This is a genomic window from Flavobacterium ginsenosidimutans (assembly GCF_003254625.1).
GTDB classification, from domain to species: domain Bacteria; phylum Bacteroidota; class Bacteroidia; order Flavobacteriales; family Flavobacteriaceae; genus Flavobacterium; species Flavobacterium ginsenosidimutans.
This window is the reverse complement of sequence record NZ_QJRJ01000072.1, coordinates 147,359-173,367: the sequence shown is the minus strand read 5'-3', so window position 1 is coordinate 173,367 and position 26,009 is coordinate 147,359. Positions and strand designations below refer to the sequence as shown.

Sequence of the window (26,009 nt, the reverse complement as noted above, 5' to 3'; positions counted from 1 at the left end):
CTTTAAAAAATTAAATCATGAAAACTGTCATGTTCAAAAAAACACTTTTTATTTTCTTCTTATTTGTAAGTTTTATTGGGTTTAGCCAAAGTATACCTTTATCAAAAGAGGCTAAAATAAGTGTTCTTACTTGCGGACTTGGAAATGAAACTTATTCTTATTTTGGACATACAGCGATTCGTGTTACAGATCCTGCTAACAACGTTGATATTGTTTACAATTATGGTGCTTTTGATTTTAGAACACCAAACTTCGTTGCCAAATTTGCAAAAGGTGATTTACAGTATTTTATTGTCGCGCATCCTTTTCCTAATTTTTTAAATGATTATAATGATGATAAAAGGAGTGTTTACGAACAAGAACTTCTTATTTCTCCTGCTTTAAAACAAACTATTTTTGATAATTTGAACAAAGCTCTATTTTCTGAAGAAAGATCGTATACTTATAAATTTATTGATAAAAACTGTACGTCGATGGTTGTGGATGTCATCAATAAATCATTGGGACAAAATGTAATTACTAAAAAAGAAGATACTGACAGAACTTATCGTTCTATTCTATTTCCATACTTCAATGGTCATTTCTATGATCAATTAGGCACGAGCATTATTTTTGGAACTAAAGTTGATCAAATGGGAACAAGAATTTTTCTTCCTTTTGAATTAAAAAACAGTTTAGAGAAAACTACTTTCCAAAATAAACCTTTGGTTGCCAAAAGCAAAACATTACTAGAATTTACTAAAGAAACTCCAAAATCTTGGTGGAATAATATCTACACTTACCTTGTTATTTTACTTTTTGTAGTATTAGCAAGAAATAAAACTGTTGATAAAATCTACTTTTTGATTTTATCTCTAATGGGAATATTCTTTGTTACAATGGGATTTTATTCTTTTCACCAAGAACTGGCGATGAATTATAATGTTTTATTATTTAGTCCACTTTTATTGGTTTTAGTTTTGTTTTCAATTTTCAAAAACAAATTATGGACTTATCGATTTTCGTTAATCAATTTTGTGCTTTTAGTGATTTACTTTTTGTTTTTGATCAACAAAGCACATTTCTTTATCACTTTGCCATTAATTTTCACAAGTGGAATTGTATTGGTACGAACAGCAATTCGCAATAAAAGACCAATTCCGATTATAATCTAATATTATTGGCCTCGGTAGAATAAAACCGTAGTAATGGTTTTGAAAGTAATACTCAGATCCAGAAATACACTTCTGTGCTTGATATAATATAAATCGTATTGAAGTTTAATCAAACTTTCGTCGATTGATTCTCCGTACGAATAATTTACCTGCGCCCAGCCTGTAAGTCCTGGTTTAATTACGTGGCGCGTTTCATAAAAAGGCATGACACTTGCAATTTCTTCAACAAAGAAAGGTCTTTCTGGCCTTGGGCCAATTACAGCCATATCGCCTTTTAAAACATTAATAAACTGAGGAAGTTCATCAATTCTTGATTTTCGCATAAATTTACCAAATGGAGTAACTCTTTTATCATTGTGAGTCGCAAAAACGGCACCATTGGCTTCCGAATTCTCGGTCATGGTTCTGAATTTATAAATTTTGAAAATAACTCCATTTTTACCTACTCTTTCTTGAGTATAAAAAAGACTTCCTTTATTGGCAAAAAGATTTCCGATAATAATGATCGGAATAAAAATAGCGCAGAATACAAGTCCTAGAAAAGAAAAGAAAAGTTCCATTAATCGAATCAGCAATAAATATAATTTATTATTGTTGCTTCTGCTAAATGGGAAGAAACGATAAAAATCTCTCCCAATGTAGTGTACAGGAATTCGTTGCGTTTTGCTTTCGTAAACTTGAGTATATTCTCGAATAATATTTCCGTTTTCTAATAGATGAAGCAATTGCTGATACAAATCGGTTGTGATACCATCAGTTTTTTGTGATGCAATTATAATCTCCGAAACATTGTGTGTGGTTACAAAATGTTCCAAATCTTCTTTTTTTATTTCTTTTACATAATGAAAATCTAGATTCTCATCTGAAACCGAATCGGAGTTTACAAAACCAATAATTTTATAATGCGGATCGACATTTTCCAGTCCTAAAACTAAATCTTCAACCTCACTTTGGTCACAAATCAAAACCACATTTTGAGAAAAACGATGCGATGCCAAAAAGTAAACATAGAAAAAGCGCCATAACAATAAAGCACTTAAAATAGCAAAATAAAAAATTACGATTACGACCCTTTGTTTAGGAAGTTCTGGCGATAAAACTGGCGTAAATAAATATACCGTTACAGCGGTAAGTGAAGTTAGAATTACACTTTTCAGAATCTGAAACTGATTACTGGCTGTTTGTAAATTATACATTTCGAAAATTGCTCCGAAAACATATACATAACCAATCAGTAAGAAAGATTTGAAGAACCTATTTTCGTTTAAAGAATAATATCGATAATCAAAAAGTAAACTCAACAGAAACAAAGCTGTAAATATAAATGCAGCATCGAAAAGACAAAGTAGAACTTTCCTTTCCGAAATCTCGAAATGCATTTTCCTTTTTGAAAACATCGCTAATAGGTTTTAAATATGATTATTGGGCATGGCAAATGTATCGTAAAAAAATAATACTAACCTATTAATTTTCTGTTTCCTCAGGAATTTTAACCTGAACATAAAGAAGTGATAGTGCATAAACAAACGCTGGTGCAGCAATTCTCATGGCTGCATGGTTAATGGTAAGTAACCAAAACATAAAAAAAGATAGAAAATATAAATGTTGCTTGTTGTTTATATAACTAATAATTGGTGTAAAAAAAAGAATTAAAAATGCAAAAATACCAAATACACCATGTTCCGCGATTAGTCTTGTAATTTCACTATGTGAGGCTACTTCTTGTCCTAATTCTTCAACTCTTTCATATTTACTCATTCCTGCTCCTACCCCAAAAACAGGATTATTCAAAAACAAATTTATTTCTGCATTCATAACTTCTTCTCTACCACCTAAACGATCTTTTTTTTCTCTCCCACGAGCATCTTTATTAGCATATCTTTTTTCGATAAGTCCATGGGTTTGAAAGGAAGTATAAGTCCATATTCCAATAGATATTAATCCTGTTAAGAAAAAAACTAAAACAAATTTGCTTTTCCCTTTAGCGTTAGAAAAGTAATAAACAACAGCAAACAGACAAATAATCATTGCTATTGCAGTAAAAATTCCTCCTCGGGAAAAAGTAACAATACCTCTATAACTTGTGAATATGAGTAAACTTCCATTAATAAAAATGTCTTTTTTAGATTTTGAGAACAGGACCAATTGAGTAAAAAAGACAAATATGCCTAATCCCAGTATTGTAGAAACTTGATTGGGACCAAACCCTCCTGAAGTTGCAAAATTTGATTGAGTTCCTGTTACAACCTCTTTTATACTTGGCGTATATAAAAACAAATAAACAGTAGTTGCTATTACAGGAAAACCAATTGCCTTTAATATGTTCTGAAGCTCATTAAAGACAACTTTTCTATTAATCATATAAGTTGCACATATAGCTAAACAAAAAGGGCCAGATAAATTAAAAACTAGAATTTTTCTAATATCAATATCAAAACTAGCTGTTTCTGTGGTAATTAAAACAGCAGGTAATAGTAGTATTAAAAAAAATGAGAATATGAATGCGCTTTTAGAAAAGTTGTTAAAAACCATACCGCAAAGCATAAAAAAGACGACCAAATACTTCACATACTCATTGTTAAAATTTCCACCTGTCATACGTAAAAAAACCTCAGCTCCCACTAAATAGGCACTTACATACAATACTTCATTGTTTTTGTTTTTATTTTTAAAAACAAAAAAAGCACCTATAACTGGAATTAGAAAAGCATAAATTTTAGACAAAAAAGGAAGTACAAAGACAGCAAATGCTATTACAATATGCAGAATGATTAATGATGTATAGGTAAATTTTATATTTTTCATTTAATAAATAAAGGTTTATTTCGCAAAAGTAGTCAAAGATTTCAACCATGCGATGTACCCATTCAAAATTGATTTTTCACTAAAATTCTGCTCAACTAGAGAAAATAATTTTTTACCCATTATTTTTCTCGTTTCTTCGTGTACGATCAAATTTTCTACAGATCTTACAAATTGTTCCAAATTGTTTGATTCTATCAACAAACCTTCTTGCGGAGACTGTATAATTTTTTTTACTTCCCCAACATTTGTTGCAACAACTGGTAAGCTCGACAATCCATATTCCAAAATAGCCAAAGGAAGTCCCTCTGAGTGAGAGGTCAAAACAGCAATTTCAGATTGTTTAAGCAAATTTTGTGTGTTAATCATCTCTCCATAGAAAAATACTGTTTCAGTAAGCTCAAGGTCTTTTACTTTTTCTACAAGATTTTTACTATAATCATCATGAAAATCTTTACCAATTAAATGGAATGACCATTCTGGGAATTTTTGATGAAGTATTTCTGCTCCATTTATCAATAGTTCATGATTCTTTTGTGGGCGCAAATTGGCAACGCAAATTATTCTTTTGCCATCAATTCCTTTTAGTTTAAAATTACTTGAAGAATCTACCGATTCGTGTATAAAATTAGGGAAATAAGAGACATTCGAGCAATGTAAATAATCTAAAGCCCATTTTTTCAGATAATCGTTTACTGAAATAATTCCTAAAAATAAAAATGACGCTATTTTCAATATTAAGTTTTTTCTAGAATCTAAATCTTGAGAAATACCGAAATGATCATGCCATATAATTTTAATCTTTGGAATAAAAGTTTTGGCTAGAGCCGCAATAAAAAATGAAGAACTATGTGTATGAATTATTTCTACTTTATTTCTTTTTAGATAGCTAATCAGTCTAGAAAGAGCTTTTGGATCAATACTTGATTTTTTTTTCAAAAATAAATATGACACTTTTTCATCTAAATAATCTAAAAGCAAACCTTCTTTACGAGTTGTTATTAGGCCCGAAAATTCAACTTTTTCCGAAAGTGCATTGGCATAATTTACGGCCATTCTTTCTGCTCCTCCAGTTTCTAAGGAATCTATTATCTGTACGATTCTCATACTTGTAACAATGCTTTAATTTCTTTTTCGAAAATGTCAGTTGTATATTTTTGCGACCAGATTGAAGCTAATTTACTTTTATTCGTAAACGCTTCTTCATTTTCAATTATTTTCGCAATTTCATTTAAATCTTTCTCTAAGTTCATTTCTAACATAATTCCTCTAGTCCCAAAATCCAACATCGAAGGAACGCAAGAAACTTTAGTCGCAATAGGGAAACATTCCCAAAACATTCCCTCGGCAATTGCTTTAGGCCAACCTTCACTTTTTGATGGCAATACAACGAAATGACTTTCTTTATATGCCTTTTTTAAAGTTTCTCTATTTTGATTTCCCTTTAAGAAAATATATTTATCTAAATTGTTAGTCCGAATATAGTTTTCAAGAGAATTTCTTTCTACACCATCTCCATATAAATCTAATGTAACATTATAGCCTTTTTCAATTAATCCTTCAATCAATTTTATTGCATACAAAGGTCTTTTTCCATCCACTAAACTTCCAACAAAAAGAAACTTAAAGTAAAAATTAGCGTTGCTTTTATCGATTATCTCTTTTTCTGAATCAGAGTAAGTAGCTGTAAAAAAGGATTTGATATTTTTTGATTGATTTTTCCAATCACCGTAAACTAAAACTTTCATATTTTTAGTCAAGAAAGTATTTTTTAGCAAATACTTCTGTAATCTATATGTCCAGGGTTGTTTGCTATTTGGATCCCAATTACCAGCATATTTAGCAGTTTTTATTTTATTTGGAAATAGAATTTGAACAAAACAAGCGACTAATCCCATATTCCCTGGACATCTTAAATGAATATGATCTGCTTTTTTCATTGCCAGATATATATTCCAGAAAATAATAGGTAATTTAAAAATTGATGCTATTCTGCTTTTTAGAGATGTAAAACTAAAATCTGGAACATTTTTAAAATCTATATTATTGCACTGATAAGATAGATCAATAGGCAAAATATTTCCATTTTTTAATGGAGCAACAATTGTTACTTTATTAACATATTTCAACCAAATATTCATTTCTCCAATATATGGTCCATAACCAAAATATTGATTGTCTTTATGAATATGATTGACATGTGTTATTATTAAAAAATTCATTCTAGTTTCTTTCTACTAATCTTAAAATAACTTTTTGAGGCGCTAAATATTTGTCAAAATAATTTCGACTTTCCAATTCTAAGCTTTTTTTAAAGTTTGGATCGTCTATCAATTTCTTAATATTTTTTTGCAAATCGTCTTTATTTCCAATATACAAAACATGCTTTTCATTCTCTAAATCTGCAGGTAACTCATTATAATGATGAGTTGTGATAATTGCTTTCCCAAGAGCTAAAAATTCTCCTAACTTCCAGCCATGGCAAGAAAGAACAGCTGGTGTATTGAATACAAATGCAGAGTTTTTAATTTTTTCGATATAAATATTAAGTGGAATTTTTTTTGAATATACTAATTTATCAAAACCTAAATTATCTCCATTAGTTCTAGCAGCAAATCCTCCTTCAAAATTAAGATCCGAATTGTTTTTACATGTTTCAATAAATAAAGCCCTATTCTCATTTGTTTCATTTTCCTTTTTCCAAATTGAATTCATAAAAAAGATTTCATTCGAAGAAGATTTTACATGTTGATATTTTTTCAGGTCCAGCCTTTTATATTGCCTCCAATAATTTGCTACAAACTCTTTTTTATTTTTAATGTTCTTTCTAAACTTAAAAAAATTGAGACTTAAAAAATACAATGTTTCACTTAAATTCCAGATTTTAACCCCAAAACTTGGACCAATAGGAACAACTTTTTTATTATGATTAACTGGCAGTTCCTTAGTGTTATAATTTATTTTTCCGTAAACATCGCACCATTCAAGTTCTGCAGTGCCAATTTCACTAGAATCTCTTGAGTCTATAATTATTTTTTTTGATTGATTTCCTTCTTCAATAATTATAGCAAAAGTACCTTGGCTAAATGCTGGAAACTTTGACACATTAAACTCAAAATTCTTATAAATTTCATTTAGTCCTTGAATATAATATGCATCATAGAATATATTACAAAGTCCATAAATGTAAATTTTTGTTTTCATTTTACTTTTTTGGTTTATTAAAAATTAAAATAAAGCATCCAACAACTCGTCCTATTGCTTCTCCAAAAGCGTCTTTTTTTTCATTTCCTTTAATCGCATTTGTAAATCGTATCAAAATCAATAAAAATGTGATAGCATTCCATTTCAAACGATCATTCAAAATCGGATTAGGATTTTTTACTCGCCAAACATACCATCCATTTCTTACTACCATTTTACCATATTTATATTTATTTGGTCGCCCAGACGGTGCATGAAAATGTGATAATCGTGCGTTTGTATTTACCATGTTTTTTCCAAACTGTAAAGCTCTCAAGCTAAAATCTGCGTCTTCGTAAAGACCGTAACCCTCAAAAAATTTTGAAAATTTAATTTTATCCAAAACACTTTTCCGAAATGCCATTGACATTCCTATCAATAAATCAACTTCGTATGTTTTTCCCGTCAAAGGAAATCCACAAGTTCTTCCATGCGAATAATTGGGCATTTTTCCTGGACCTAGATTAGAGCTAAGTCTCAGATAATTTCGAGCAACATTTCGTAATCCTTCTTTATAGGCATATTTTTCAAACAAATAGTATTTCCTTTTATTGTATGAAACATTGATTTCTTGTGGTTGCCATTTATTCTCGTTAATTGCAACTCCACCTACTCCAATAATTTCATGATTTGATTGAAATGTTTTTATAACTTCCGCAAAATAATTAGATTCTAAAACTGTATCATCATCTAAAAAACAGACAATTTCAGAATCAAGAGCAGTTTTAGAGATACCAAAATTTCTTTGTCGTGTAAGCCCACGATGCTCATCTGAAACTGAAAAATATTCCAAATTCTTAAAATTATGTTCACTTAGAATTTTAGCTGTTTCTTTGTCCAATGATCCATCGACAATCAAAATTTCGTTTGGATAAACACTCTGAAGTTTAATTGAAAGTAAAAGTTCCAATAATGATTTTGGACGCATGTAAGTGCAGATAATTAAAGAGAACTTCATTTATTTTTAAATTTTTCATTTGCAATCTGAATAAAATAATCTATTCTATTCAGTTTTTCTAGTACTAGTTTTCTATTATTTTCTTGTATTTGCTTAAGTTCCATCTCTGTTTTAGTCGTATGAAAAAGAATCAAATCTTGAATAATAGAATCTTCAGAAACTATTAAACAATGTTTTGTCCAATTAATTTTATCAGATAGAGGCAATCTAACATCTGTATCGATTAAAACTGGAATCCTTCCCATTATCAATGCTTCATAAAATCTAACAGAAAAATTTCCATTTCCGCGCAGACAAAAAGTATATAAATTATCCTGAATATTTTTAAAAAACTCAATTGTTGTTTTTTCTTTATTTTCATTTCTTGCTCTATATCTATCTCTAAAAATAAAATTGCTTTGGATTTTTTTTTCTTTTTGAATTTTATAAAGCAGTTGATGCCTTTTTTTTCCTACTGGATAAAAAGAATGATAATCTTCTGGGTATTTTAAGCCTAAATTAGATACGTTCTTTTGGATATAAAGTAATAATTCTTTAATAAATTTAAAATACGATCCATTTGCATTTCCTACAAAACCAATATTTGGTTTTTCTTTCTTTGGAAGTACAAAAAAATCATTTTTTAAAATTTTATCATATGGATCATTTATAAAACATGGCAATATACATGTGTTAGCAGCCAGTTTTGAATTAAAACCTCCCAACCTAAAAGTTAAAACATTTTCATTTTTAAGGGCAAATCCAAAATCGCCACCTGCATAAATCCAAATTGGCATTTTATTTTGTGAAACTTTTTCAATCCAATTATGGAAGAAATTAGTCTTATCTTTTCTTAAAAAAGAAACAATATCTACAGGAAAAATGGCAACGTCAGCTTCAGAAAGAGAATCTGCAAAAATAAAATTTGACCTTGTGTGATTATTTGGCAGGTATACCATATCAAATAATAATGGAAATATTATTTTTCTGTTATCTTCTGTCAAGAAAAGATGTTCTGTATATATCTTCACCATACTCTAGCAGATATTTTAATTCGTTATGCTTTTAAATTCGCCCTCTCCAATTATAGCAGCATATTTTGAAAAACTACTGTAATACATTTGATCAATTGCCACTAAAAATACAAGCTCACTACCTGCTAAATAGTAAAAATCAAGAAATGTTTTAGAATGATAATCAAGATCAGAATTGTTATTTTCTATATGTTTTGGTACTCCGGCCAAAGTCTTATAACTAGTATTAGTTCTAACATAATTTAAAAAAAAATCACTATCAGAAAACACATATATTACCTTGTCAGGATATTGGCTTGTCCTATTATTAATAGCTTTTATAACTTTTTGTGTTAAATCAAATTTTTCCTTTTCACTCAGAATCTTTTTTGTTGAATCTGAAAAATCTCCCATAAGCGTAGTAAATCTAGTATGAAATGCTATCCTAGATTCAGAACTAAGAACATTTAACTTCTCCTGCAGATAGTTTGAGGTTTTAAATAAATTGCTATAATTATTTTTCCAAATAGCTTTTATCTCACTTTCATTTTTAGTAGGGTATAATCCCGCTAAATAATCAACGTTGCAATACACAAAAAATGTTTTTGCTTTTGATCTCTCAAAAATATGAAGAGGTGCAGTAAAATCATTAATTAAATAGACAATCTTAGAAGTGAAAACATTATATTTAAGTTCTTCTTCTTTTATAATCCAATCAACTAAGTTTGGTTCTAAAAAGTTTGTTAATTCAAATGGGTGCGTGAAAAAAATTTTAAACTCAAAATCCAAAATTTTGGAAATTTCATATAAAGATATTATTCCTTTTAATCGATCTACAAGTCCTCCATGTGGTAAATTACCGTCGAAACAAATAATAATTTTTGTTTTTTTTGGTTTACTAGAAAAATCTATTTTTTTAGAATAATATTTTAGTAAAACGAGATGTTTGTAAAAGCGTGCAATTTGCTTTCTTATTAACTTCATATAATTGTTAACTTCTTTAAATTCCTTTGTTTAATAAAAAACTTTGCATTCTTATATTTTTTTACTCCAATCTAAACTAACATTCCATCTTTGTTTAAATGTAGTATAAAATTCAACCCAATTAAAAAGAGATTCTTTTTTGATTGATTTTATAAACAGTCTTAATTTATAACCCTTAATTTGTTTTGGACTCAAATATTTCTGTTTTGTATACATAATTGTTGGAGATGGTTTTGGCTGATATTTTTCATTTGCCCAAGGAAACTGAAGTTTAATTCTAAATCCTCCAAATGGAGCTTTTAAATGTAGAATAGCTGGATCAGGGAAATAGATTACATCAAATCCTTCTTGTCGTAATTGCATTCCGAAATCAAAATCTTCTCCATAGCCAAATTCTAAAGCCATTGTAAAAGAGACATTAATTAAACAGCTTGATTTTACAAAACTATATCCCGAACCAAAAATACTGGTTTGATGAATATCTTTATAAACTAATTTTTCATGTTTTTGCAAACAAGAAGTTGTTACTACTGAAATTCCATACTGCTCTATTTTACAAAAAATATCTTTTATCAAATTTTTGTCGCATCTTATGTCATCATCACTTAGAAATACCCATTCACTAGAAATTTGACTCATAGCCAGATTTCGAGCATTACAAGCTCCTGATTGATGAGTAAATATATGTTTTATACCAAACGGCCATTCTTCTTTAGTTAGATAATCTAATTCACTTATACTCCCCTGAATTGGGTTTTGTTCTACAATAATTACATTATTAGGCAAATGAGTCTGCTGAGAAAGATCTTTAAGAACATCATATAAATACGTTTTTCTGCCAATTGTTGGAATAACAACGTCGATAGTCTTCGAATCTAAAACGATCAATTTTGATTGAACAGGTATTGTAGACAAATCAATATTTCCCTTATTTCGTTTTTTAAATGGTAAAGAATACAACAAAGCAGCTAAGGGAAATCGTTTCTCAAAAATTAAGAGATTAAAAAAAAGTATGAATATCCAGCGTGTACGATAATGCTGTTTTGCAAACTGAAATAAGGTATAAATATTTGCCTTTTCACTTGGAACTGAAATCGTTTTATCTATAACGAGCCTTGGTTCCGAATAGCAAAATAATCCTTTTATGGCTCCCATTTTTGCTAAACTATGCAAAAAATAATCAAAGTCTTTTTTTAGCTTAATTTTATCTTCAAATTGCAAGAGTACTTTCGAACTAATTCCTCCAACGGCACTACTAGTCAACCAAGTTGGATAACTAACATTTTTGTTAACATTTAAAAATATAGATTCATCAATATATCCAATACCATCAGAAAAATATTCTTCACTATCTTTATTGAAAGATGCCATGATTTTGTCATGATGAAAAATTGAATCTAGTGCCTCCCAATTTATGTTGGATTCCATAGTAATATGGATCCAAATTAATCTATCTACTGGAAATTTTTTCGCTAATATCATTAAAGTCGAAGCGATATTTAAAGATCTTTCAAATGGAATTACTTTTCCATCCCTGTAAACTTTTACGACTTTATTATTTTGATGACAAACAACTACCATTAGATTTTCTTATTGATTATCTTTTTATAAAATTCTACATTTTCTTTCACCAGTTTATTGCTATCAAACTGAGATTCTACCCTAATTCTAGCTTTTTCTCCAATTTCCTGACAAAGTGAATTGTTTTTAAGTAACTGAATAATTCGATTTGAATAAAGATCATGATTTGAAGGATAAACCAAATAACCGCTTTCTTCATCTACAATAATCTCTTGTGCCCAACCAATATTACTGTTTACAACCGCTTTTTTCATGGCCATTGATTCTATAGTTACCATTCCTAAGGTTTCTGCAAAAGTTGGAAACACACATATATTTGCTTTCTTTATATAAGTTTGAATTTCATTGTAAGGAATTTTGCCCAAATAGTTTACATTCTTCAAGTCTTCTTCAGTGAACAAATCTTTCATTAGTTCCCATGTTGATTTTGAACCTGTTTTTATATCGAACGAATCTGTACCAATTAAAACTAATTTCGCTTCAGGACTATCATTCCGAACTTTTCTAAAAATTTCAGGTAGTTCTAAAACTCCTTTCTTTCTAATCAGAGTTCCAATATATAGAATCAGATTTTTTTCGAATTCTTTAGGGGTTTGGTTTTCAAAATTATCAAGATCCAGACCGTTATGAATGGTTATGATTTCTTTTTCTTTTATATTAAAAAGTTTTTTTGAAATCTCTCCTGTAAATTTCGTTGGTGAAATAAAAGCTTTTGCTTGATTTATGGCTAATTTTTCAAACCAAAAATTTTTACGTTTCTGCTTTCTATTTTCCAAATGACAAAAATAAGTATCACTTCCGTGAAAACGAATTACTAGAGGCACATCTAAATTCATAAAAGCAGTAATTCCAGTCCAGTCAGGAGCTTCTAGTAATTCAACTTTCTCTTTTTTAATAACTGAATTGACATAATTCTGAATATATTTTCGATGAAAAAACCAACTAAAAAGTTTATAATTTTTATTTTGAATTAAATGAATCGTAACCCCATTTTCTTCCAAAATCTCTTGTTTTTTCTGACCATAAACAAAAACGGTAACTTTAATATTTTCATTACCTAATGCTGTAGTAAGATTTTTTATACTAGTTCCTATTCCAGCTGCATAAGCAACTTGAGGATGAGGAAATTCAGGCGTTAAAAAAGCTATATGCATATTTAATTGTTTTTGAAAAAACAGTTTTTTATTTTAATTATCATTTTCTGTCTTTAGAATAATTCTTTTAGCCAAATTCTGAAACGGGATTTCAATTAAACGATAAGTTAAAGTTGAAATAAGAACTGAAAAAAACAAGATTAATATAAATCGTAAGAGTAAATTAATTAAGCCGTTATTGCAGAAATCAATTAAATGAAACTTAGCTAACCATGCTATAACTATAAAATGTATTATGTAAATACTAAAACTTATTTTACCAATATATCGTATAAATGATTTAGATAAAAAATTAAGTTTTCCTTTACTCAAAAGAAGAGCAAAAACTACGAAGATTATACCGAAGATTATATGATTTAAATATAGAAAATCGAATTTTGATCCAATTTGTAAAGGAAGCAAAATGAAAAAAAAGGCAAGATTTTTAATCTTAACCAATTTTATGTTATCAGGATTTTCAATTAGAAAATATAAAATTATACCTAATGCGAAAATTGGTAATTGACTTGGAAAATAATAAAAAATGAATTCTCTCCACAAATAGGAATCTGAAATAAAACTTACATGCTGGAAAAGCTCCTGTAAAACCAATTTGGCTAATAAAGTAAAGTTTAAAAATATAAACACAGAATTGATGTTTTCTATTCTTTTAAACAAGAAAGGAAACAAAATATAAAAAAACATTTCGACTGTTATGGACCATCCACCTGGAACAAGACTATTAATCCAATAAGGACTTAAACCATGACAATAAAAAAAGTTAGAAATCACATTGCCAATAGTAATATGAGGTTGACTTGCCTGCCAATAAGGAAGATTGTACATTATCCTAAATATATAATATATAATGCCTAAATAATAAATTGGAGCAATTCTAAAAAATCGTCTGATGAAGAAGTTTTTAACTGGATTTTTTTCAATTTTATTTCTTTTCTTATAAGATCGAAACAAAGTAAAAGCACTAGCAATAAAGAAAAGCTGTACACCTCTTGCTCCAAAACTCAGAGATACAGATAACAGATGAGGCAATTTAACCAATCCTTGCTGAGCAGTATGAGTAACTACAACCATTAAAATAGCTATTCCTCTAATAACATCAATATAATCTAACTTTTCTAACTTAATTACATTCATAAACTGAAAAAATCACTTAAAATTTTTGCTGTAAACCTTTTAGCTCCTTCATCTGTCATATGTCCGCAAGACGAAAAATATTTATTTTCTATAACTGTATTTTCATAATTGTGAATTTCTGGATATGCTTTTTTTACTTTGTCAAAATAATTCATTCCAACTACATTTTCACACATTGGAGTCATAACAGCAATAAAATTGATGTTGTTCTTTTTACAAATATTTTTTATCTCTTCATAATATTTATTGCGTGGCAAAGGATTTAGATTGACAATATTGTTTTTCATATTGCCATTTTTGTGTTTTTCCAATGGATAATATCCTAAGTTATCCAAAGCATTTGTTTTTTCATTTACTGCTATTTTGTAAATTTCTCTAAAACCAATTTTAGAATCAAACTTTACATATCTATAAAAAGGAATATAATACAATTCGTTAAAGTTTTCTTCTGTCGAAAAATGATCTTTTATAACTTTTGAGCAATGAATATACGGCAGAAATTTTGTTGCAACTCCTTCGGATTCTTGGTCATTTGAAAGATTTAAATCTGCTTCGAGAATTATATTTTTGATTTCATATTTTCTTTCTATCATCAATTTCAACATTAAAGATGCTTCAAATAAATGTCCGCCACTCATTCCGTAATTAAACGTTTTTAATCCTTTATCTTCAAACATTTGAGAAACAAAATGGTTATTAGCTCTTGAAGAACCTAAAATAACCACATCATACTTCTTTGCTGTAGAATTGAAAACAGTTTCTATTTTTCCACGGTTTTTGGACTGTATAAAAGAATAAGTATACAATCCGTCCAAGAGAACCGCTATCAAAACTGTTAAAAGAAAAACTCCTAATATGTATAATAAAAACTTCTTCATTAAAACTGGAAATAAATAAATTCTTTATAATCAGAATAAGTTCCGAAAGCAATAATTGCCATAATTGCCAGTGCCATTTTCAACCAACTTTTTTTTCCTGAAATTGGTTCTACTTTAGTTTTATTATTCCATTCTACTAAAACAAACAGACTAATCATCAATAATAATTCATAATTATATCGTTCATTATCTAAATACTGAGGGCTAAACTCGCCATTAGTAAATATTCTTTTTAAATATAAAATAGCATCTGTAATAGTTCTTGCTCTAAAAAACACCCAAGCAATACAGGTCAATAAAAATGTGGTTAGAATACTAAATAATACTTTTACAGAATCTAGATTCCATTTTAGAATTATGGAATCCATATTATTTCTATTACTATTTGAAAGTAATAACGGAAGAAAATAAACAGCATTTATGAATCCCCAAACAATGTATGTCCAGTTGGCACCATGCCAAAACCCACTAACGATAAAAATGATGAAGGTATTTCGGATTTTTATCCAAAGTCCTCCTTTGCTTCCACCGAGAGGAATATATAAATAATCTCTAAACCAAGATGAAAGCGAAATATGCCAGCGACGCCAAAACTCGGCTATATCTCTTGAAAAATATGGGTAATTGAAATTTCGTAATAAATCTAAACCAAATAATTTAGATACTCCAAGCGCAATATCTGAATAACCTGAAAAATCGCCATAAATCTGAAAAGCAAAATAAATTGCCCCCATAATTAATGAAAAAGAATTCATTGAAGGGTAATGATCAAAAATAGCATTAGCATATACTGCACAAGTATCTGCAATCACTACTTTTTTTACCAATCCCCAAACAATTTGATAAACTCCCTCTTTTGCTTTTTCAAGATTAAATTCGCGTTTTTCTTTTAGTTCTGGCAGTAAATGTGTCGCTCTTTCTATTGGTCCTGCAACTAAAAGTGGAAAATAGCTCACAAACAGAGAATAATCAATAAAGTTATATTCGGCTTTTATTCTTTTATAATAAATATCAATTACATAAGATAATCCATGGAAAGTATAGAATGAAATCCCAACTGGAAGAATCACATTTAGCAAAAATGGGCTTACTTTGAATCCAAAAGAAGTGAACATTTCTGCAAATGAAGATGCAAAGAAATTATAGTATTTAAAAATTCCTAAAAAGCCTAAGTTGACTGAAATACTAAGCCAGAACCAAAACTTTCTTCCTTTTTCGGAGTTACTTTTTTCGATTTGAATTCCTGTAAAATAATCTAGAAATGTTGAGAAAACTAACAGAAATAAAAATCTCCAATCCCAACAAGAATAGAAATAATAACTTGCTAGAATTAATAAAGCATTTTGTGTGCTCTTGGTTTTATTAAAAACAAACCAATACAGAAAAAAAACAATTGGCAAAAAGATGGCAAATGCCAAAGAGTTAAAAAACATAAATAATTATTTCTTTAAAAGACTATTTATACTTTCCCAGATTTTTTCAGATGCTTTAGTAGGATTTGGCCCAACAATAATCTCGAACCATTTTTTACTCTCTTTTACACTTGAAGTTTTTCCGTCAATAATGTCTTTAACAATAGCTGTTAAATCCTTTTTGTTTCTTACCCACAAAGCGGCCTCTTCAGAAGGTTTCGATCTAAAATGGATGTATTTATAATTTTGTCCAATATCACGAATTCCTTTTTTTAATTGTGGTTGTTCGTAATCAAAAAACAGACAAGATTTATCATGAGCAGAAAAGTCAAAGACCATAGAAGAAGCAATGTTACCTACAAATTCTGTGTATTCACAAATATTTGTCTGTAATGCAAAATCTTCTTTTGTTGGCATAATTTCATTCCAGCTTTGCCCAACAGGACTCCATAATGGATCTATGTTCACAATTACATCCTTGTATTTATTTAAAACCTCATCGTAACGATCAGTAAAATCTACAGGGCATTTTCTATAAATGATTCCTAAAGAATATCCGTTTTGGTTTAACTCTCTTACCGATAATGCTAAATCTTCTAAATAATATTGATCTAAAGGAGAAGTCACGATATCATCTCCAGAATAACAAATGTATTTTGTGTTAAGATCTAGATTATGTGTTGCAAAAAACTCTTCTTTTGATTGTAAAAGAGTTTTATCAAAATGGCTTTCAAATTGAGGGGTTCCAGTAACAAAAATCTGTTCCTCTTTTACATACGGACAGTACATTAAAACCTCTTTTTTCATGTGGTCACTCCACACAAAATAGTAATCTGTTTCTACTAAGGTTGTTGCTTTCGGAAGATTATCCCACGAAAAAATAAAAGTCCCTGTTGGAATTCCTAAATCCTGTGCAGCCAAAATAGAAGCAATCGCTTGAGTTGGGCGCTGATTGGTGCAGAAAACGAAATCAGGTTTGTGTTCTTCCAACTGTTTTTTGCTTTCCTTGTATTTACTTGTTGTACGTTCTCCTTTTTTTATCTGCTCACGGACAAACTTTATACCTTTATCGTTAGAACCAAAAGTCGTTAGAACATCAACCATTATACTTTTTACAGCATTATTTATCCCTTTATAAGATTGCGGAAAATTATAAGTGTTGTAAACTTCTTCATTAAACTTCTTATCAAAAAAATTTAGCTCCATTCTTTTACGCGCACGACTATAAACTATAGTTAATGGATGCACTGATTTTTCCTGAATCTTTAATTCTTTAAAACCTAATTTCTCAGTAATAGAAAATGGCGTATTATTCCAATATGTAATATCAAAATTATTTTTTTTTCCAATTTCTTTAAAAGAGGTTAAGGCAAAATTTCGAAGTCCAACTCCGTCAGGTAAAAAGATAAATATGTTTTTTTTCATTGAAAACAAAAGTCTAAAATATTCTAGCTAATAAGCTTTTATTTGAAGGGACAGACATTCAATAATCCGTCGCATAATTGATCTATAATCTTTCTTTCTGGAAGATTTGGAAGTTCTCCAAAAAGGTTTTCTAGTTCTGAACTAGAGTATTTTTCAAGCCTAATTTCTGGTTTAAAAAATGGCATTTCAACAGATTCAAAATAATCTTGATACTTTACATCATCCCCAAATACCTTATCTGAAAACTTCTGCCAAACTGCTGGAATATTATACGTATGAGCAATAATAACTCCGTGAAGTGAAGATGAAATAATTTTTTCGCATTGAAGAAACTCTACCGTTTTTGTTTCAATATCATTGGTCATCATATCAATTAAAAGTACTTCTGGATTATCTTTAAACCAATCTTGAACTAGCTTGAAATCATTATAATGAGGTACAAAACCATACTTGTATTTTTTATCAATTTTTGGATTAAAATACCTTGGTAATAATAATGCAGGGTCTCCATAAACTTCTGGAACTTCAAAAGAAAGATCTAAAAGATATTTTCTAGTCTGTGGCCCGCGAACGGCAAGAAAAACTGCATTATTTACTTTACTTTTTTGGTCAATTATTCCACTCCCCCAAACAATACATTTATAATTTACATTTGCTAAAATACTTCCCGCAGTGACATAAATTGGAGCAAACCAATCTAAAATGGAAAACTTTTTTGGCCAAGCAAAAACCACTTTTTTCGAAGATATTTTCTCTACAAGATATTTCCCGAGAAGATCCCCATAATTTTCGTTATTTTTTCCTTGAATGATCTTTTCATTCCACCAAAAAAGTCTAATTGTGTTTGAGAAAAACATATAATTTAAACCTTTTTATTTTTTAGTTTATCTCTTTGAACTTGTTCGATTGGCAAAATATCAGCAGATTTAAAAGTTAAAGCTTGATAAACTGCATTTAAATCTCTTGTAAGTTTACGTAAACCCATAGGCTCTAAAGAAGCCGCATGATCGGTACCTTTCCAAGTTCTGTCAATAGTGTAATGCCTTTCAATAATATTAGCTCCTAAAGTATAAGCAGCCATATCTACAGCAATTCCTAAGTGATGTCCTGAAAAACCGATGTGTTTTACCAAGTGACCGTATTTTTGTCTTAAAATATTAATATCCAAAAGACAAACATCTTCAAAAGGAACTGGATAACCAGATGTACAGTTATATAAAACTAAATCTTGGTTTCTCCCTTTTTTAGTGAAAAAATCAACCAGAGTATCTGTTTCATCTTTAGTTGTCATTCCTGTCGAAATATGAATTTCTCCTGAATAATTTTCGCTAAGCCATTCTAGCATTTCGAAGTTATTATTACAAGCAGAAGGAATTTTAATAAAATCTGGATTTAAGGACGCAATCTCTTTTGCTGAAGTCGTATCCCAAACAGATGTTGAATAAGTAATTCCGATTTCATCGCAATACGCTTTTAGTTCTTTATGCTGTTCAACATTGAATTCTAAAAACTCTCTGTGCGCACCATAAGTCTCTCCATATGAATTAGAAAAATTTGGGTGTGGCGCATTATATTGCTCTTCTGTAAGAAGCTCTTTATTATTACGTTTTTGGAATTTTACTGCATCTGCGTTTCCGAAGATTTTTGCAATCTTAATTAATTCTTTTGCTATTTCCATTTCACCTTTATGATTGCATCCAATTTCGGCAATCACGTAAGGTTTTTTAAATTCCTTCATAACGTTTATTGTACTTTAATAAAATTTCACAAGTTTCTCGTATTGCTCCGGCTCCTGATTTATGAGTTAAAACATAATCTGTATTTGCCTTAACAATATCTGTCGCATCTGCAGGAGTAAATGACCAACCAACACTGCAAATATTAGCTAAATCATTTACGTCATCGCCCACATACGAAACGGCGCCAAAACTACTATTTCTCTCTGAAAGAAAATGTGTTAAAAAGGAAAATTTATCTTTTACTCCTAAAAAAGTGTGTTTAATCTGCAATTTCTTCATTCTCTGCGCAACTAATTCAGAATTTTCTGAGGTCATTACGATCACTTCAACGTTATTTTGCCTTAAAATTTCCAATCCCATCCCGTCACGCATATCAAATTTTTTAGCCATTTCTCCATCCTCATCATAATAAACACATCCATCGGTGAAAACGCCATCTACATCTAAAACTAAATAATCTATACGTTGATGCACTTTCTTTTTCTTCTGACGATCTCCTAACAGTTTTTCCAGAATATCCCAATCTGACAAACTATCTATTTCTACCAAAGATTCCTCTGGCATTTTTACTAAACCAATTGAACCGCTTACTCTGTTTTTTGAGTTTAAAAAAGCTTCTTTTGTAGTAACATATACTGCTCCGTTTTCAATAAGCAATCCTTCAAAATCTTGGCGTCTCGGTCTTTTAAAAACATCATAATTACTTGGAGTTCCATCTGCGTTCCAGATAAAGCGATGTGTATTTACGACCGTTAATGCTGATTCTTTTTTATTAACAAGAACTTCATTTAGCGCTGCATTAATATCCTGAGCTTTTGTCATTGGAGAAGTTGCTTGCAATAAACATAACAAGTCAAAATCATTCTTTACAAGCTCTGCAAATTCAAGCATAGCACTTTCTGTTGATGCAGTATCAGAAGCATTTTCATCATTTCTTAAAAGTGTCTTTACTTTTGAAGTCCAAAAATATTCTCTTTTAATATAATCTATAATTTCCTGATCGTCTGTAAAAACGTATACCTCATCAAGCTCAGAAAAAATTGCTTCAGTCAGAACCCATGAAAAAAGTGGGCGTCCGAGCATCTTTTTTTTATTCTTTCCTGGAATTCCTTTTGAGTTCTTACGAAGTGGAATTATGGCGGTTTTTTTCATATAGAATATTTAATGTTCAAAATTAAGCGATTAAAATTTATGCGATTGTCTAATAGGATAAGATTTTTAAATAATATTAAAATCATTGAGCAAAGGATTAAACACTTTATATGTACCATCTACTGATTTTCTCGTTTCTATTTTTCTGATTAAAGTTTGAAAAGAGGCACAAAAATCTAAAGATTCATTATCTATAAAATGAACAAGCTCATTATCTATATATTGCTCATAAATCTCTAATCCAAGTTTATTAATAATTACCGATGGTATATTCATCATTCTAGCTTCAATTAATGCGCCTGAATAATTTGTTACATGAAGAACCGATTCACTTAACACTTTAGGCAAAGGCATTTCAATAGGGCTTTGAATAATTACTTTGTCTTTTATTTTGTTAATTTCAAGGAAATTTTCTAAATCTTCTTTAGCAATAGAATTTCGAGGATGCAATCTAAGTATCCATTGATAATTTATATTTTTTATTACAAAAATTAAATCTGAACCTAACATTTCCTCAATTTTAGAAAGATGTAATGTATAAAGAATTTTATTTGGTTTCGAAAAGTCTTCTTTTCTTTTATTCAACCAATAAGAGACGTAAGGCTGGCCTATTGTTTTTGCTGTAGTATTGCTAGTTTTACTTGCCCATAAGTCTATAGCTTTTTTTGATTCTTCATCCCAAGTCCAGAATTCTTTTACAACGGTATTAAATCCACTTTCAGGAAACTTTGTCCACGAATTAAAAGCCATGTTATTTATTTGGGTGCCATGCTGTAAATCTACAGTTTTAATTTGCATCTCGTTTGCAGAAACAACTGCAGCTGTTAAATCATCCAAACCATAATAACCTAAAAACACAATTTTTTGAGGTTCGATCTTTTTAAACAAAATATTAAAAAATCTTTTTAAAGAATTAATCTTCAAACTCCAGTTTATTAAACTCTCAAGTTCAATTCCAAGCATTTTCAAATCTAAATAATCATAAAACTCTTTATACCCTTCTAGAGCATAAACATTTTCTTTGCTTTTAAATTTGTTAAGCATTTTTATAATCAATCTGTACGCTCCTAGGTATTTTTCTAGATCAATAATTGCCTGCTGATTAAAATTTAAAGGATTTACTTTTCTATATTCTATTACATACACATCTTCTTTCAAATTATGCGCTTCTATCATTGAGTCATAAAAACGATTAAAATATACTCCGTTTTGAAGAACACGGTGAAAGTGAGCACCAAAAAAAACAATTTTTTTCTTTTTTAATCGCAAGAAAAAAAACATTAAAAAATAAAGAAACGAAATTATACTATAACTCTTTTTAATTTTTTCTGTCCATGCATTTTTTTTAGCTGATGCAACATTATTAGAATTATTTCCATTTGCAACAGAAAGCAATTTACTTAAATAGTGTGTATAAATTTTAATCCGAACAAGTGGCCAAATGTGTATTCCATTTACTATCCATCTATCGACAGGCCATTTCTGTTCAATGTCAATAATTATTTTTTTAATCTCTTCTTGAGATTTAATATTTTCATTCATTATAGTTCGAAATATTTAAATGCAAAAAAATTTGCTCATTTTTAAGGAAATATAATGCTATTATATTGCTCCAAAACCTTATTTTTTACGTAATGATATTCTAATCCTTTCAAAAGTTCTTTAGGGTTATAATTGTTTTTTGATATAAATAAAATTCCATCTTCTACTTTTGTTTTGATCTCATCAATATCTTCGCAATTTTCTATTAAAAGACCTTGCATTTCATTTTGTATGATTTCTTGAGTTGCCTTTCCTGGATTTGATTGAATAGGATAAACCTCCATAGAAATTGCTTCCAATAATGTGTTTGGCATTCCATCAGAATTACTGTTACCAATATATAATAAGGATTCCCCCATTAATTTAAAAACCTCTTCGTGATTTATTTTACCAATCGCTTTAAAGTTATTCCATTTTTTCAAGGGAGATTTATTCAAATAATCAAATGTTTCAATATCTGATCCAAAAACGATTATTTTAAAATTCTTAAGTTTATTTTCTAACTTTTCTAATGCTTTAAGTACTGGAATGACTCTTCCCGATCTTCCTTGAAAACCCTTAATGAGAATTGTATTTCTTTCATATTTAGGCATTTTAAATTTCTCTATCTCTTCGAGATCAATTCCACCTGGTCCAGGGAACACCCCTAAAAGCTTACCATTAAAACCGTGTCTTTGTGCGATTTGAAAATCCCTATAACAATCTGTAAAAAGAAAATTAACTCTCGGCAATATTCTTTTAATGTCTTTTAAATAATTAGGTTCATTTTGAAAATAAAACAAATCACTGCCCCAAGAAGAATATATCCATTTTTGACTATTGTATTTTTCCATTATCGAAATAATAGGCGCACACGATAAATATAAAGCAAAACTATGTACTACATCTGGTTGTATTTGTAATAAATATTCTTCAAATTTTTTTGCCGTTTCTTTTTCATTTATTCTTTGAATCTGCCTGTAAATTAATGGAAACTTACTTTTTAGCTGTATCCTCCCAGGAAAATCCCATCTAACTTTCCAATTTGACTTTTGATCAATCCAACTTAATTTTTTATTTTTTCCTCCCATTCCTGTTATGTCAAACCAATATACTTCATGACCCGAATCTTGAAGTTGATTTACCCATCTAAAAAAATGCAGAGATGGAATGGAAACCATTAAAATTTTCATTATGGAAAGTAAATTTTTAAGTTTATTGTATTCTGATTTTGATCAAAAATGTATTCGTAAGGATTATTTTTATAGTCTTTAATGATCTCCAACAAAATCATATCATTAATTGCTTTCATTGTCCAAAAAGTCTTATATTTTTTTCTCAAAGTCTTCTTTGTCAATTCCACTATTTTACTTTTAAATGATACATCTTTAATTTTTATCCAAATCACTTTATGAGTAAAATTAGGAAACTGAGACAATAGCGCATTGAGCTTTATTTTTTCAGAATCAATTTCAATGGTATAATCTGGTGCATTTGACAATTTTAAATAGAAATCTTCTACTGGCATAACTCCCCACTCATTATTTATATTTGCTTTTATTACTTTTATTTCATCAGTAAAATGAATATAAGAGTGGTTAATTTTTTCTAAATTAAAATGATAAGGATCTTTGCTTTGGTTGGTTCTATAATATTTGGGATGCCATTGATGCTTCAAAAGAGTCTCTTTGTTAAAGAAAACCACCTCAATACCCAAATTACGTAGTCGAATATGCGTATCAGTATCTTCGGCTCCCCAACCATGATAAAATTCATCGTAACCATTAATTTCCTTTAGTAAACTAGTTGGATACAATGTCATTCCAGTCGCTTCAATTCCTGAAACAAATTCAATATTAGAATTGTCAAAATCCTTATTCTGTTTAGTTTCTTCTTGGCTTAAAAAGCCAACTTGAAAATAAGTTATAACGTTTTCATTTTTAAGCTGATAAAGTCTTTTCACAAAGTCATTATGAAAAATCATATCAATATCAGCGACAAAGAAAAATTCTGTTTTACATTTCTTTAAAGCGATATTGATCGCTCTAGCTTTGTTCCATAATTGATATGAAACTGGGCAAGAAACAAATTGTATTTTAGGATATTTTAAAATTAATTGTTCTAAATTTAAAAGGTATTCTCTATTAGAGCCATAATCCATAAAAAACAATTCGAAATCATTTCGCGATTGTTGCGCTAAAGAATCCAAGCATTTTTTCACAATACTTAGATCCCGATTACGATTGGTTAGAACTATCGATATCATTTATAGTTTTTTAAAACTTGATCTAACTTCATATCAGAAACTTTATTTTTCAGAATAATCTTTTGGTTTATAAAGATCTTTTCACTTTTATTTTTAAAATAAGTAATTTAATTTCACGGGAAATCTTTTTAAAACTTTCTTTTATTAAGATGTTAAAGATATTTTTTATAAATGAACCGATAATTTTAACATAAGAAGGGTACTTTAATTTATGTATTTGATAATAGGCTGTTGTTTCATTTTTCCATCGATTTAAACTACCTTTTTCGTCACGTTTAATATGATAAAAGAAAGTTTCATTAAAATCTTTAATTAAAAAACCGGATTTCATAACGCGATCTGACCATTCTTTATCCTCACTAAATACAAGTTTTTCATCAAACTTGAATTTACTCCAAACTTCTTTATTTACCATTGCACAACCTGCCATAAGTCCGAAAGTTAATCCATCATTTACAAAAAAATTATTATTGTTTGCCCGAATATAGTTTGAATAAGAATTAATATATCGCATACCTGCCAAGTTTGGATTTTCATTAAACTCTATTACTGAGTTTTTAAAAAAAGAATTGCCTACAGGGACAGCATGGGAACTTAACAATAAAATCAAGTTGTTTCTCGCATTTTCTATCCCTAAATTAATTGCTTTTCCGTATGTGAAATTTTCAATAGTTACAATCTTACAATTATACTTTTCAGCAACTTGAACACTTCTATCAGTTGAATTATTGTCTACAACAATAATTTCATCAATATCTTCAATATATACTTTCCTTAAAATACTTAAAATAGATTCTAAGGCTTGAGCTTCATTTTTGTTTCTTATGACAATGGAAATCATTTAGTTTTGCAAGAGTAGATTAATGTTTTTAATGTTTTTTTAAAAAAATTATAAGTCGGTCTTTTTTTTAAATCTATTTTTTTTATTGCAAGAAAATAATCTCTTCGCCTAATTAATTGAAAAAAATCAAAATCGATCCAAGATCCTTCCCACAAATGAATTGCAATAGTATTTGAGGTTGCGTATTTCAAAAAATCTTTTTGGAAAGGTTTGTTTACATCAAAAGGTAGTGGATAAAAAAAATCTGGCGTGTAAACCTTTACATCCCTTTCGCATATTATATTATCAAAAACATGAAGTTTTTTACCGCTATAAGTTTCAAATGATCTAGTCAAAACTCTTGGTATAGCCAATTTTAATTGCCAATTCTGAGGATTAAGATTTTCATAATACTTTAAGCACTCTTTTATGTATTCTGAATCTTTTTCGCCACCAAAAATTCCTGCACTTATTAATTTTTTATCTTCTGCGCCTATAAAAAAAGAGTCATTTAATAGATCGTCAAATGTTTTTAAAACAAACATATCTGTATCTAAATAAATTCCTCCATAATCACGCACTGCTTTTAGTCTAACATAATCTGCTACAAATGCATACTTTTTACTTTCATAAGCAAACTTAACAAAAGGATGTGCCATATCAGAATTACTTTCATTCCATAAAATAATTTCATAATCTGGTAAATGTTTCCTCCACGAATCTATACACATTTTTTGAATATCTGAATGATCAGCTCCTCCAAACCAACAGTAATGTATAATTTTAGGTATCAT

23 protein-coding genes are annotated in these 26,009 nt (G+C 29.2%); 1 reads left to right on the top strand and 22 read right to left on the bottom strand.

The features are described 5' to 3' along the window. Positions 1–17 precede the first annotated feature (17 nt). The gene (locus DM444_RS07275) at positions 18–1,154 is read left to right on the top strand and encodes a lipoprotein N-acyltransferase Lnb domain-containing protein (RefSeq protein WP_111285119.1); all 1,137 of its coding nucleotides are present in this window, start codon (positions 18–20) and stop codon (positions 1,152–1,154) included. A 2-nt stretch (positions 1,155–1,156) separates the two neighbouring features. Here DM444_RS07275 and DM444_RS07270 read toward each other — a convergent pair whose 3' ends face one another. The 22 genes from DM444_RS07270 to DM444_RS07165 form a co-directional block, all read right to left on the bottom strand. Beyond that, a complete protein-coding gene (locus tag DM444_RS07270) occupies positions 1,157–2,551 on the bottom strand; it encodes a sugar transferase (RefSeq protein WP_111285117.1) in 1,395 nt (464 codons plus the stop codon). 67 nt (positions 2,552–2,618) lie between these two features. Continuing rightward, positions 2,619–3,959 carry an O-antigen ligase family protein gene (locus tag DM444_RS07265; protein WP_111285115.1) on the bottom strand — a complete coding sequence of 447 codons (1,341 nt, stop codon included), beginning with the start codon at positions 3,957–3,959 and terminating at the stop codon, positions 2,619–2,621. Positions 3,960–3,974: 15 nt separating this feature from the next. Then, positions 3,975–5,063, bottom strand: a complete 1,089-nt coding sequence (locus DM444_RS07260) for a glycosyltransferase (RefSeq protein WP_111285113.1) — start codon at positions 5,061–5,063, stop codon at positions 3,975–3,977. Then, positions 5,060–6,178, bottom strand: a complete 1,119-nt coding sequence (locus DM444_RS07255) for a glycosyltransferase (protein WP_111285112.1) — start codon at positions 6,176–6,178, stop codon at positions 5,060–5,062. Before DM444_RS07255 ends, DM444_RS07260 begins: the two co-directional genes overlap by 4 nt. Before the next feature lies 1 nt (position 6,179). Beyond that, positions 6,180–7,160: a hypothetical protein gene (locus DM444_RS07250; protein WP_111285110.1), complete on the bottom strand. Its 981-nt coding sequence runs from the start codon at positions 7,158–7,160 to the stop codon at positions 6,180–6,182. A gap of 1 nt (position 7,161) precedes the next feature. Next, positions 7,162–8,157: a glycosyltransferase family 2 protein gene (locus tag DM444_RS07245; RefSeq protein ID WP_111285108.1), complete on the bottom strand. Its 996-nt coding sequence runs from the start codon at positions 8,155–8,157 to the stop codon at positions 7,162–7,164. Beyond that, positions 8,154–9,140, bottom strand: coding sequence for an exostosin domain-containing protein (locus DM444_RS07240; protein WP_162614933.1), 987 nt, complete (start codon positions 9,138–9,140; stop codon positions 8,154–8,156). Before DM444_RS07240 ends, DM444_RS07245 begins: the two co-directional genes overlap by 4 nt. Positions 9,141–9,185: 45 nt before the next feature. Further along, the gene (locus tag DM444_RS07235; RefSeq protein WP_111285105.1) at positions 9,186–10,133 is read right to left on the bottom strand and encodes a hypothetical protein; all 948 of its coding nucleotides are present in this window, start codon (positions 10,131–10,133) and stop codon (positions 9,186–9,188) included. A 51-nt stretch (positions 10,134–10,184) separates the two neighbouring features. Next, positions 10,185–11,615: a glycosyltransferase family 2 protein gene (locus DM444_RS07230; protein WP_239455611.1), complete on the bottom strand. Its 1,431-nt coding sequence runs from the start codon at positions 11,613–11,615 to the stop codon at positions 10,185–10,187. A 98-nt stretch (positions 11,616–11,713) separates the two neighbouring features. Continuing rightward, entirely contained in the window at positions 11,714–12,868 is a 1,155-nt protein-coding gene (locus tag DM444_RS07225; RefSeq protein WP_111285103.1) for a glycosyltransferase family 4 protein, read from the bottom strand. Positions 12,869–12,901: 33 nt separating this feature from the next. Further along, on the bottom strand, positions 12,902–14,002 hold the full coding sequence (locus tag DM444_RS07220; RefSeq protein ID WP_111285102.1) for an acyltransferase family protein: 1,101 nt from the start codon (positions 14,000–14,002) through the stop codon (positions 12,902–12,904). Continuing rightward, complete coding sequence (locus DM444_RS07215; protein WP_111285101.1) at positions 13,999–14,880, bottom strand: hypothetical protein; 882 nt, start codon at positions 14,878–14,880, stop codon at positions 13,999–14,001. The genes DM444_RS07220 and DM444_RS07215 overlap by 4 nt, the downstream gene beginning before the upstream one ends. Then, the gene (locus DM444_RS07210; protein WP_111285100.1) at positions 14,880–16,313 is read right to left on the bottom strand and encodes an MBOAT family O-acyltransferase; all 1,434 of its coding nucleotides are present in this window, start codon (positions 16,311–16,313) and stop codon (positions 14,880–14,882) included. The genes DM444_RS07215 and DM444_RS07210 overlap by 1 nt, the downstream gene beginning before the upstream one ends. Before the next feature lie 6 nt (positions 16,314–16,319). Then, positions 16,320–17,717, bottom strand: a complete 1,398-nt coding sequence (locus tag DM444_RS07205) for a glycosyltransferase family protein (protein ID WP_111285099.1) — start codon at positions 17,715–17,717, stop codon at positions 16,320–16,322. A gap of 38 nt (positions 17,718–17,755) precedes the next feature. Beyond that, entirely contained in the window at positions 17,756–18,574 is an 819-nt protein-coding gene (locus tag DM444_RS07200; RefSeq protein ID WP_111285098.1) for a polysaccharide pyruvyl transferase family protein, read from the bottom strand. Positions 18,575–18,579: 5 nt separating this feature from the next. Further along, positions 18,580–19,455, bottom strand: a complete 876-nt coding sequence (locus DM444_RS07195; RefSeq protein WP_111285097.1) for an N-acetylneuraminate synthase family protein — start codon at positions 19,453–19,455, stop codon at positions 18,580–18,582. Next, the gene (locus DM444_RS07190; protein ID WP_111285096.1) at positions 19,442–20,608 is read right to left on the bottom strand and encodes an acylneuraminate cytidylyltransferase; all 1,167 of its coding nucleotides are present in this window, start codon (positions 20,606–20,608) and stop codon (positions 19,442–19,444) included. The genes DM444_RS07195 and DM444_RS07190 overlap by 14 nt, the downstream gene beginning before the upstream one ends. Positions 20,609–20,674: 66 nt before the next feature. After that, positions 20,675–22,150 carry a hypothetical protein gene (locus DM444_RS07185; protein WP_111285095.1) on the bottom strand — a complete coding sequence of 492 codons (1,476 nt, stop codon included), beginning with the start codon at positions 22,148–22,150 and terminating at the stop codon, positions 20,675–20,677. A gap of 41 nt (positions 22,151–22,191) precedes the next feature. Next, positions 22,192–23,322, bottom strand: a complete 1,131-nt coding sequence (locus DM444_RS07180; RefSeq protein ID WP_111285094.1) for a glycosyltransferase — start codon at positions 23,320–23,322, stop codon at positions 22,192–22,194. Next, on the bottom strand, positions 23,322–24,395 hold the full coding sequence (locus DM444_RS07175; RefSeq protein WP_111285093.1) for a glycosyltransferase family 2 protein: 1,074 nt from the start codon (positions 24,393–24,395) through the stop codon (positions 23,322–23,324). The genes DM444_RS07180 and DM444_RS07175 overlap by 1 nt, the downstream gene beginning before the upstream one ends. A 67-nt stretch (positions 24,396–24,462) precedes the next feature. Continuing rightward, complete coding sequence (locus tag DM444_RS07170; RefSeq protein WP_111285092.1) at positions 24,463–25,236, bottom strand: glycosyltransferase family 2 protein; 774 nt, start codon at positions 25,234–25,236, stop codon at positions 24,463–24,465. After that, positions 25,233–26,009 carry a glycosyltransferase gene (locus tag DM444_RS07165; protein WP_111285091.1) on the bottom strand — a complete coding sequence of 259 codons (777 nt, stop codon included), beginning with the start codon at positions 26,007–26,009 and terminating at the stop codon, positions 25,233–25,235. The genes DM444_RS07170 and DM444_RS07165 overlap by 4 nt, the downstream gene beginning before the upstream one ends.

What these genes read in the sequence shown, in the direction of transcription:
- DM444_RS07250 (WP_111285110.1), bottom strand. Translation starts at nt 7,160, where the DNA reads ATGAAAACAAAAATTTACATTTATGGACTTTGTAATATATTCTATGAT.
- DM444_RS07190 (WP_111285096.1), bottom strand. Translation starts at nt 20,608, where the DNA reads ATGAAAAAAACCGCCATAATTCCACTTCGTAAGAACTCAAAAGGAATT.
- DM444_RS07270 (WP_111285117.1), bottom strand. Translation starts at nt 2,551, where the DNA reads ATGTTTTCAAAAAGGAAAATGCATTTCGAGATTTCGGAAAGGAAAGTT.
- DM444_RS07230 (WP_239455611.1), bottom strand. Translation starts at nt 11,615, where the DNA reads ATGATATTAGCGAAAAAATTTCCAGTAGATAGATTAATTTGGATCCAT.
- DM444_RS07235 (WP_111285105.1), bottom strand. Translation starts at nt 10,133, where the DNA reads ATGAAGTTAATAAGAAAGCAAATTGCACGCTTTTACAAACATCTCGTT.
- DM444_RS07225 (WP_111285103.1), bottom strand. Translation starts at nt 12,868, where the DNA reads ATGCATATAGCTTTTTTAACGCCTGAATTTCCTCATCCTCAAGTTGCT.
- DM444_RS07220 (WP_111285102.1), bottom strand. Translation starts at nt 14,002, where the DNA reads ATGAATGTAATTAAGTTAGAAAAGTTAGATTATATTGATGTTATTAGA.
- DM444_RS07175 (WP_111285093.1), bottom strand. Translation starts at nt 24,395, where the DNA reads ATGATATCGATAGTTCTAACCAATCGTAATCGGGATCTAAGTATTGTG.
- DM444_RS07180 (WP_111285094.1), bottom strand. Translation starts at nt 23,322, where the DNA reads ATGAAAATTTTAATGGTTTCCATTCCATCTCTGCATTTTTTTAGATGG.
- DM444_RS07165 (WP_111285091.1), bottom strand. Translation starts at nt 26,009, where the DNA reads ATGATACCTAAAATTATACATTACTGTTGGTTTGGAGGAGCTGATCAT.
- DM444_RS07245 (WP_111285108.1), bottom strand. Translation starts at nt 8,157, where the DNA reads ATGAAGTTCTCTTTAATTATCTGCACTTACATGCGTCCAAAATCATTA.
- DM444_RS07265 (WP_111285115.1), bottom strand. Translation starts at nt 3,959, where the DNA reads ATGAAAAATATAAAATTTACCTATACATCATTAATCATTCTGCATATT.
- DM444_RS07170 (WP_111285092.1), bottom strand. Translation starts at nt 25,236, where the DNA reads ATGATTTCCATTGTCATAAGAAACAAAAATGAAGCTCAAGCCTTAGAA.
- DM444_RS07275 (WP_111285119.1), top strand. Translation starts at nt 18, where the DNA reads ATGAAAACTGTCATGTTCAAAAAAACACTTTTTATTTTCTTCTTATTT.
- DM444_RS07185 (WP_111285095.1), bottom strand. Translation starts at nt 22,150, where the DNA reads ATGAATGAAAATATTAAATCTCAAGAAGAGATTAAAAAAATAATTATT.
- DM444_RS07210 (WP_111285100.1), bottom strand. Translation starts at nt 16,313, where the DNA reads ATGTTTTTTAACTCTTTGGCATTTGCCATCTTTTTGCCAATTGTTTTT.
- DM444_RS07215 (WP_111285101.1), bottom strand. Translation starts at nt 14,880, where the DNA reads ATGAAGAAGTTTTTATTATACATATTAGGAGTTTTTCTTTTAACAGTT.
- DM444_RS07260 (WP_111285113.1), bottom strand. Translation starts at nt 5,063, where the DNA reads ATGAGAATCGTACAGATAATAGATTCCTTAGAAACTGGAGGAGCAGAA.
- DM444_RS07200 (WP_111285098.1), bottom strand. Translation starts at nt 18,574, where the DNA reads ATGTTTTTCTCAAACACAATTAGACTTTTTTGGTGGAATGAAAAGATC.
- DM444_RS07205 (WP_111285099.1), bottom strand. Translation starts at nt 17,717, where the DNA reads ATGAAAAAAAACATATTTATCTTTTTACCTGACGGAGTTGGACTTCGA.
- DM444_RS07255 (WP_111285112.1), bottom strand. Translation starts at nt 6,178, where the DNA reads ATGAATTTTTTAATAATAACACATGTCAATCATATTCATAAAGACAAT.
- DM444_RS07195 (WP_111285097.1), bottom strand. Translation starts at nt 19,455, where the DNA reads ATGAAGGAATTTAAAAAACCTTACGTGATTGCCGAAATTGGATGCAAT.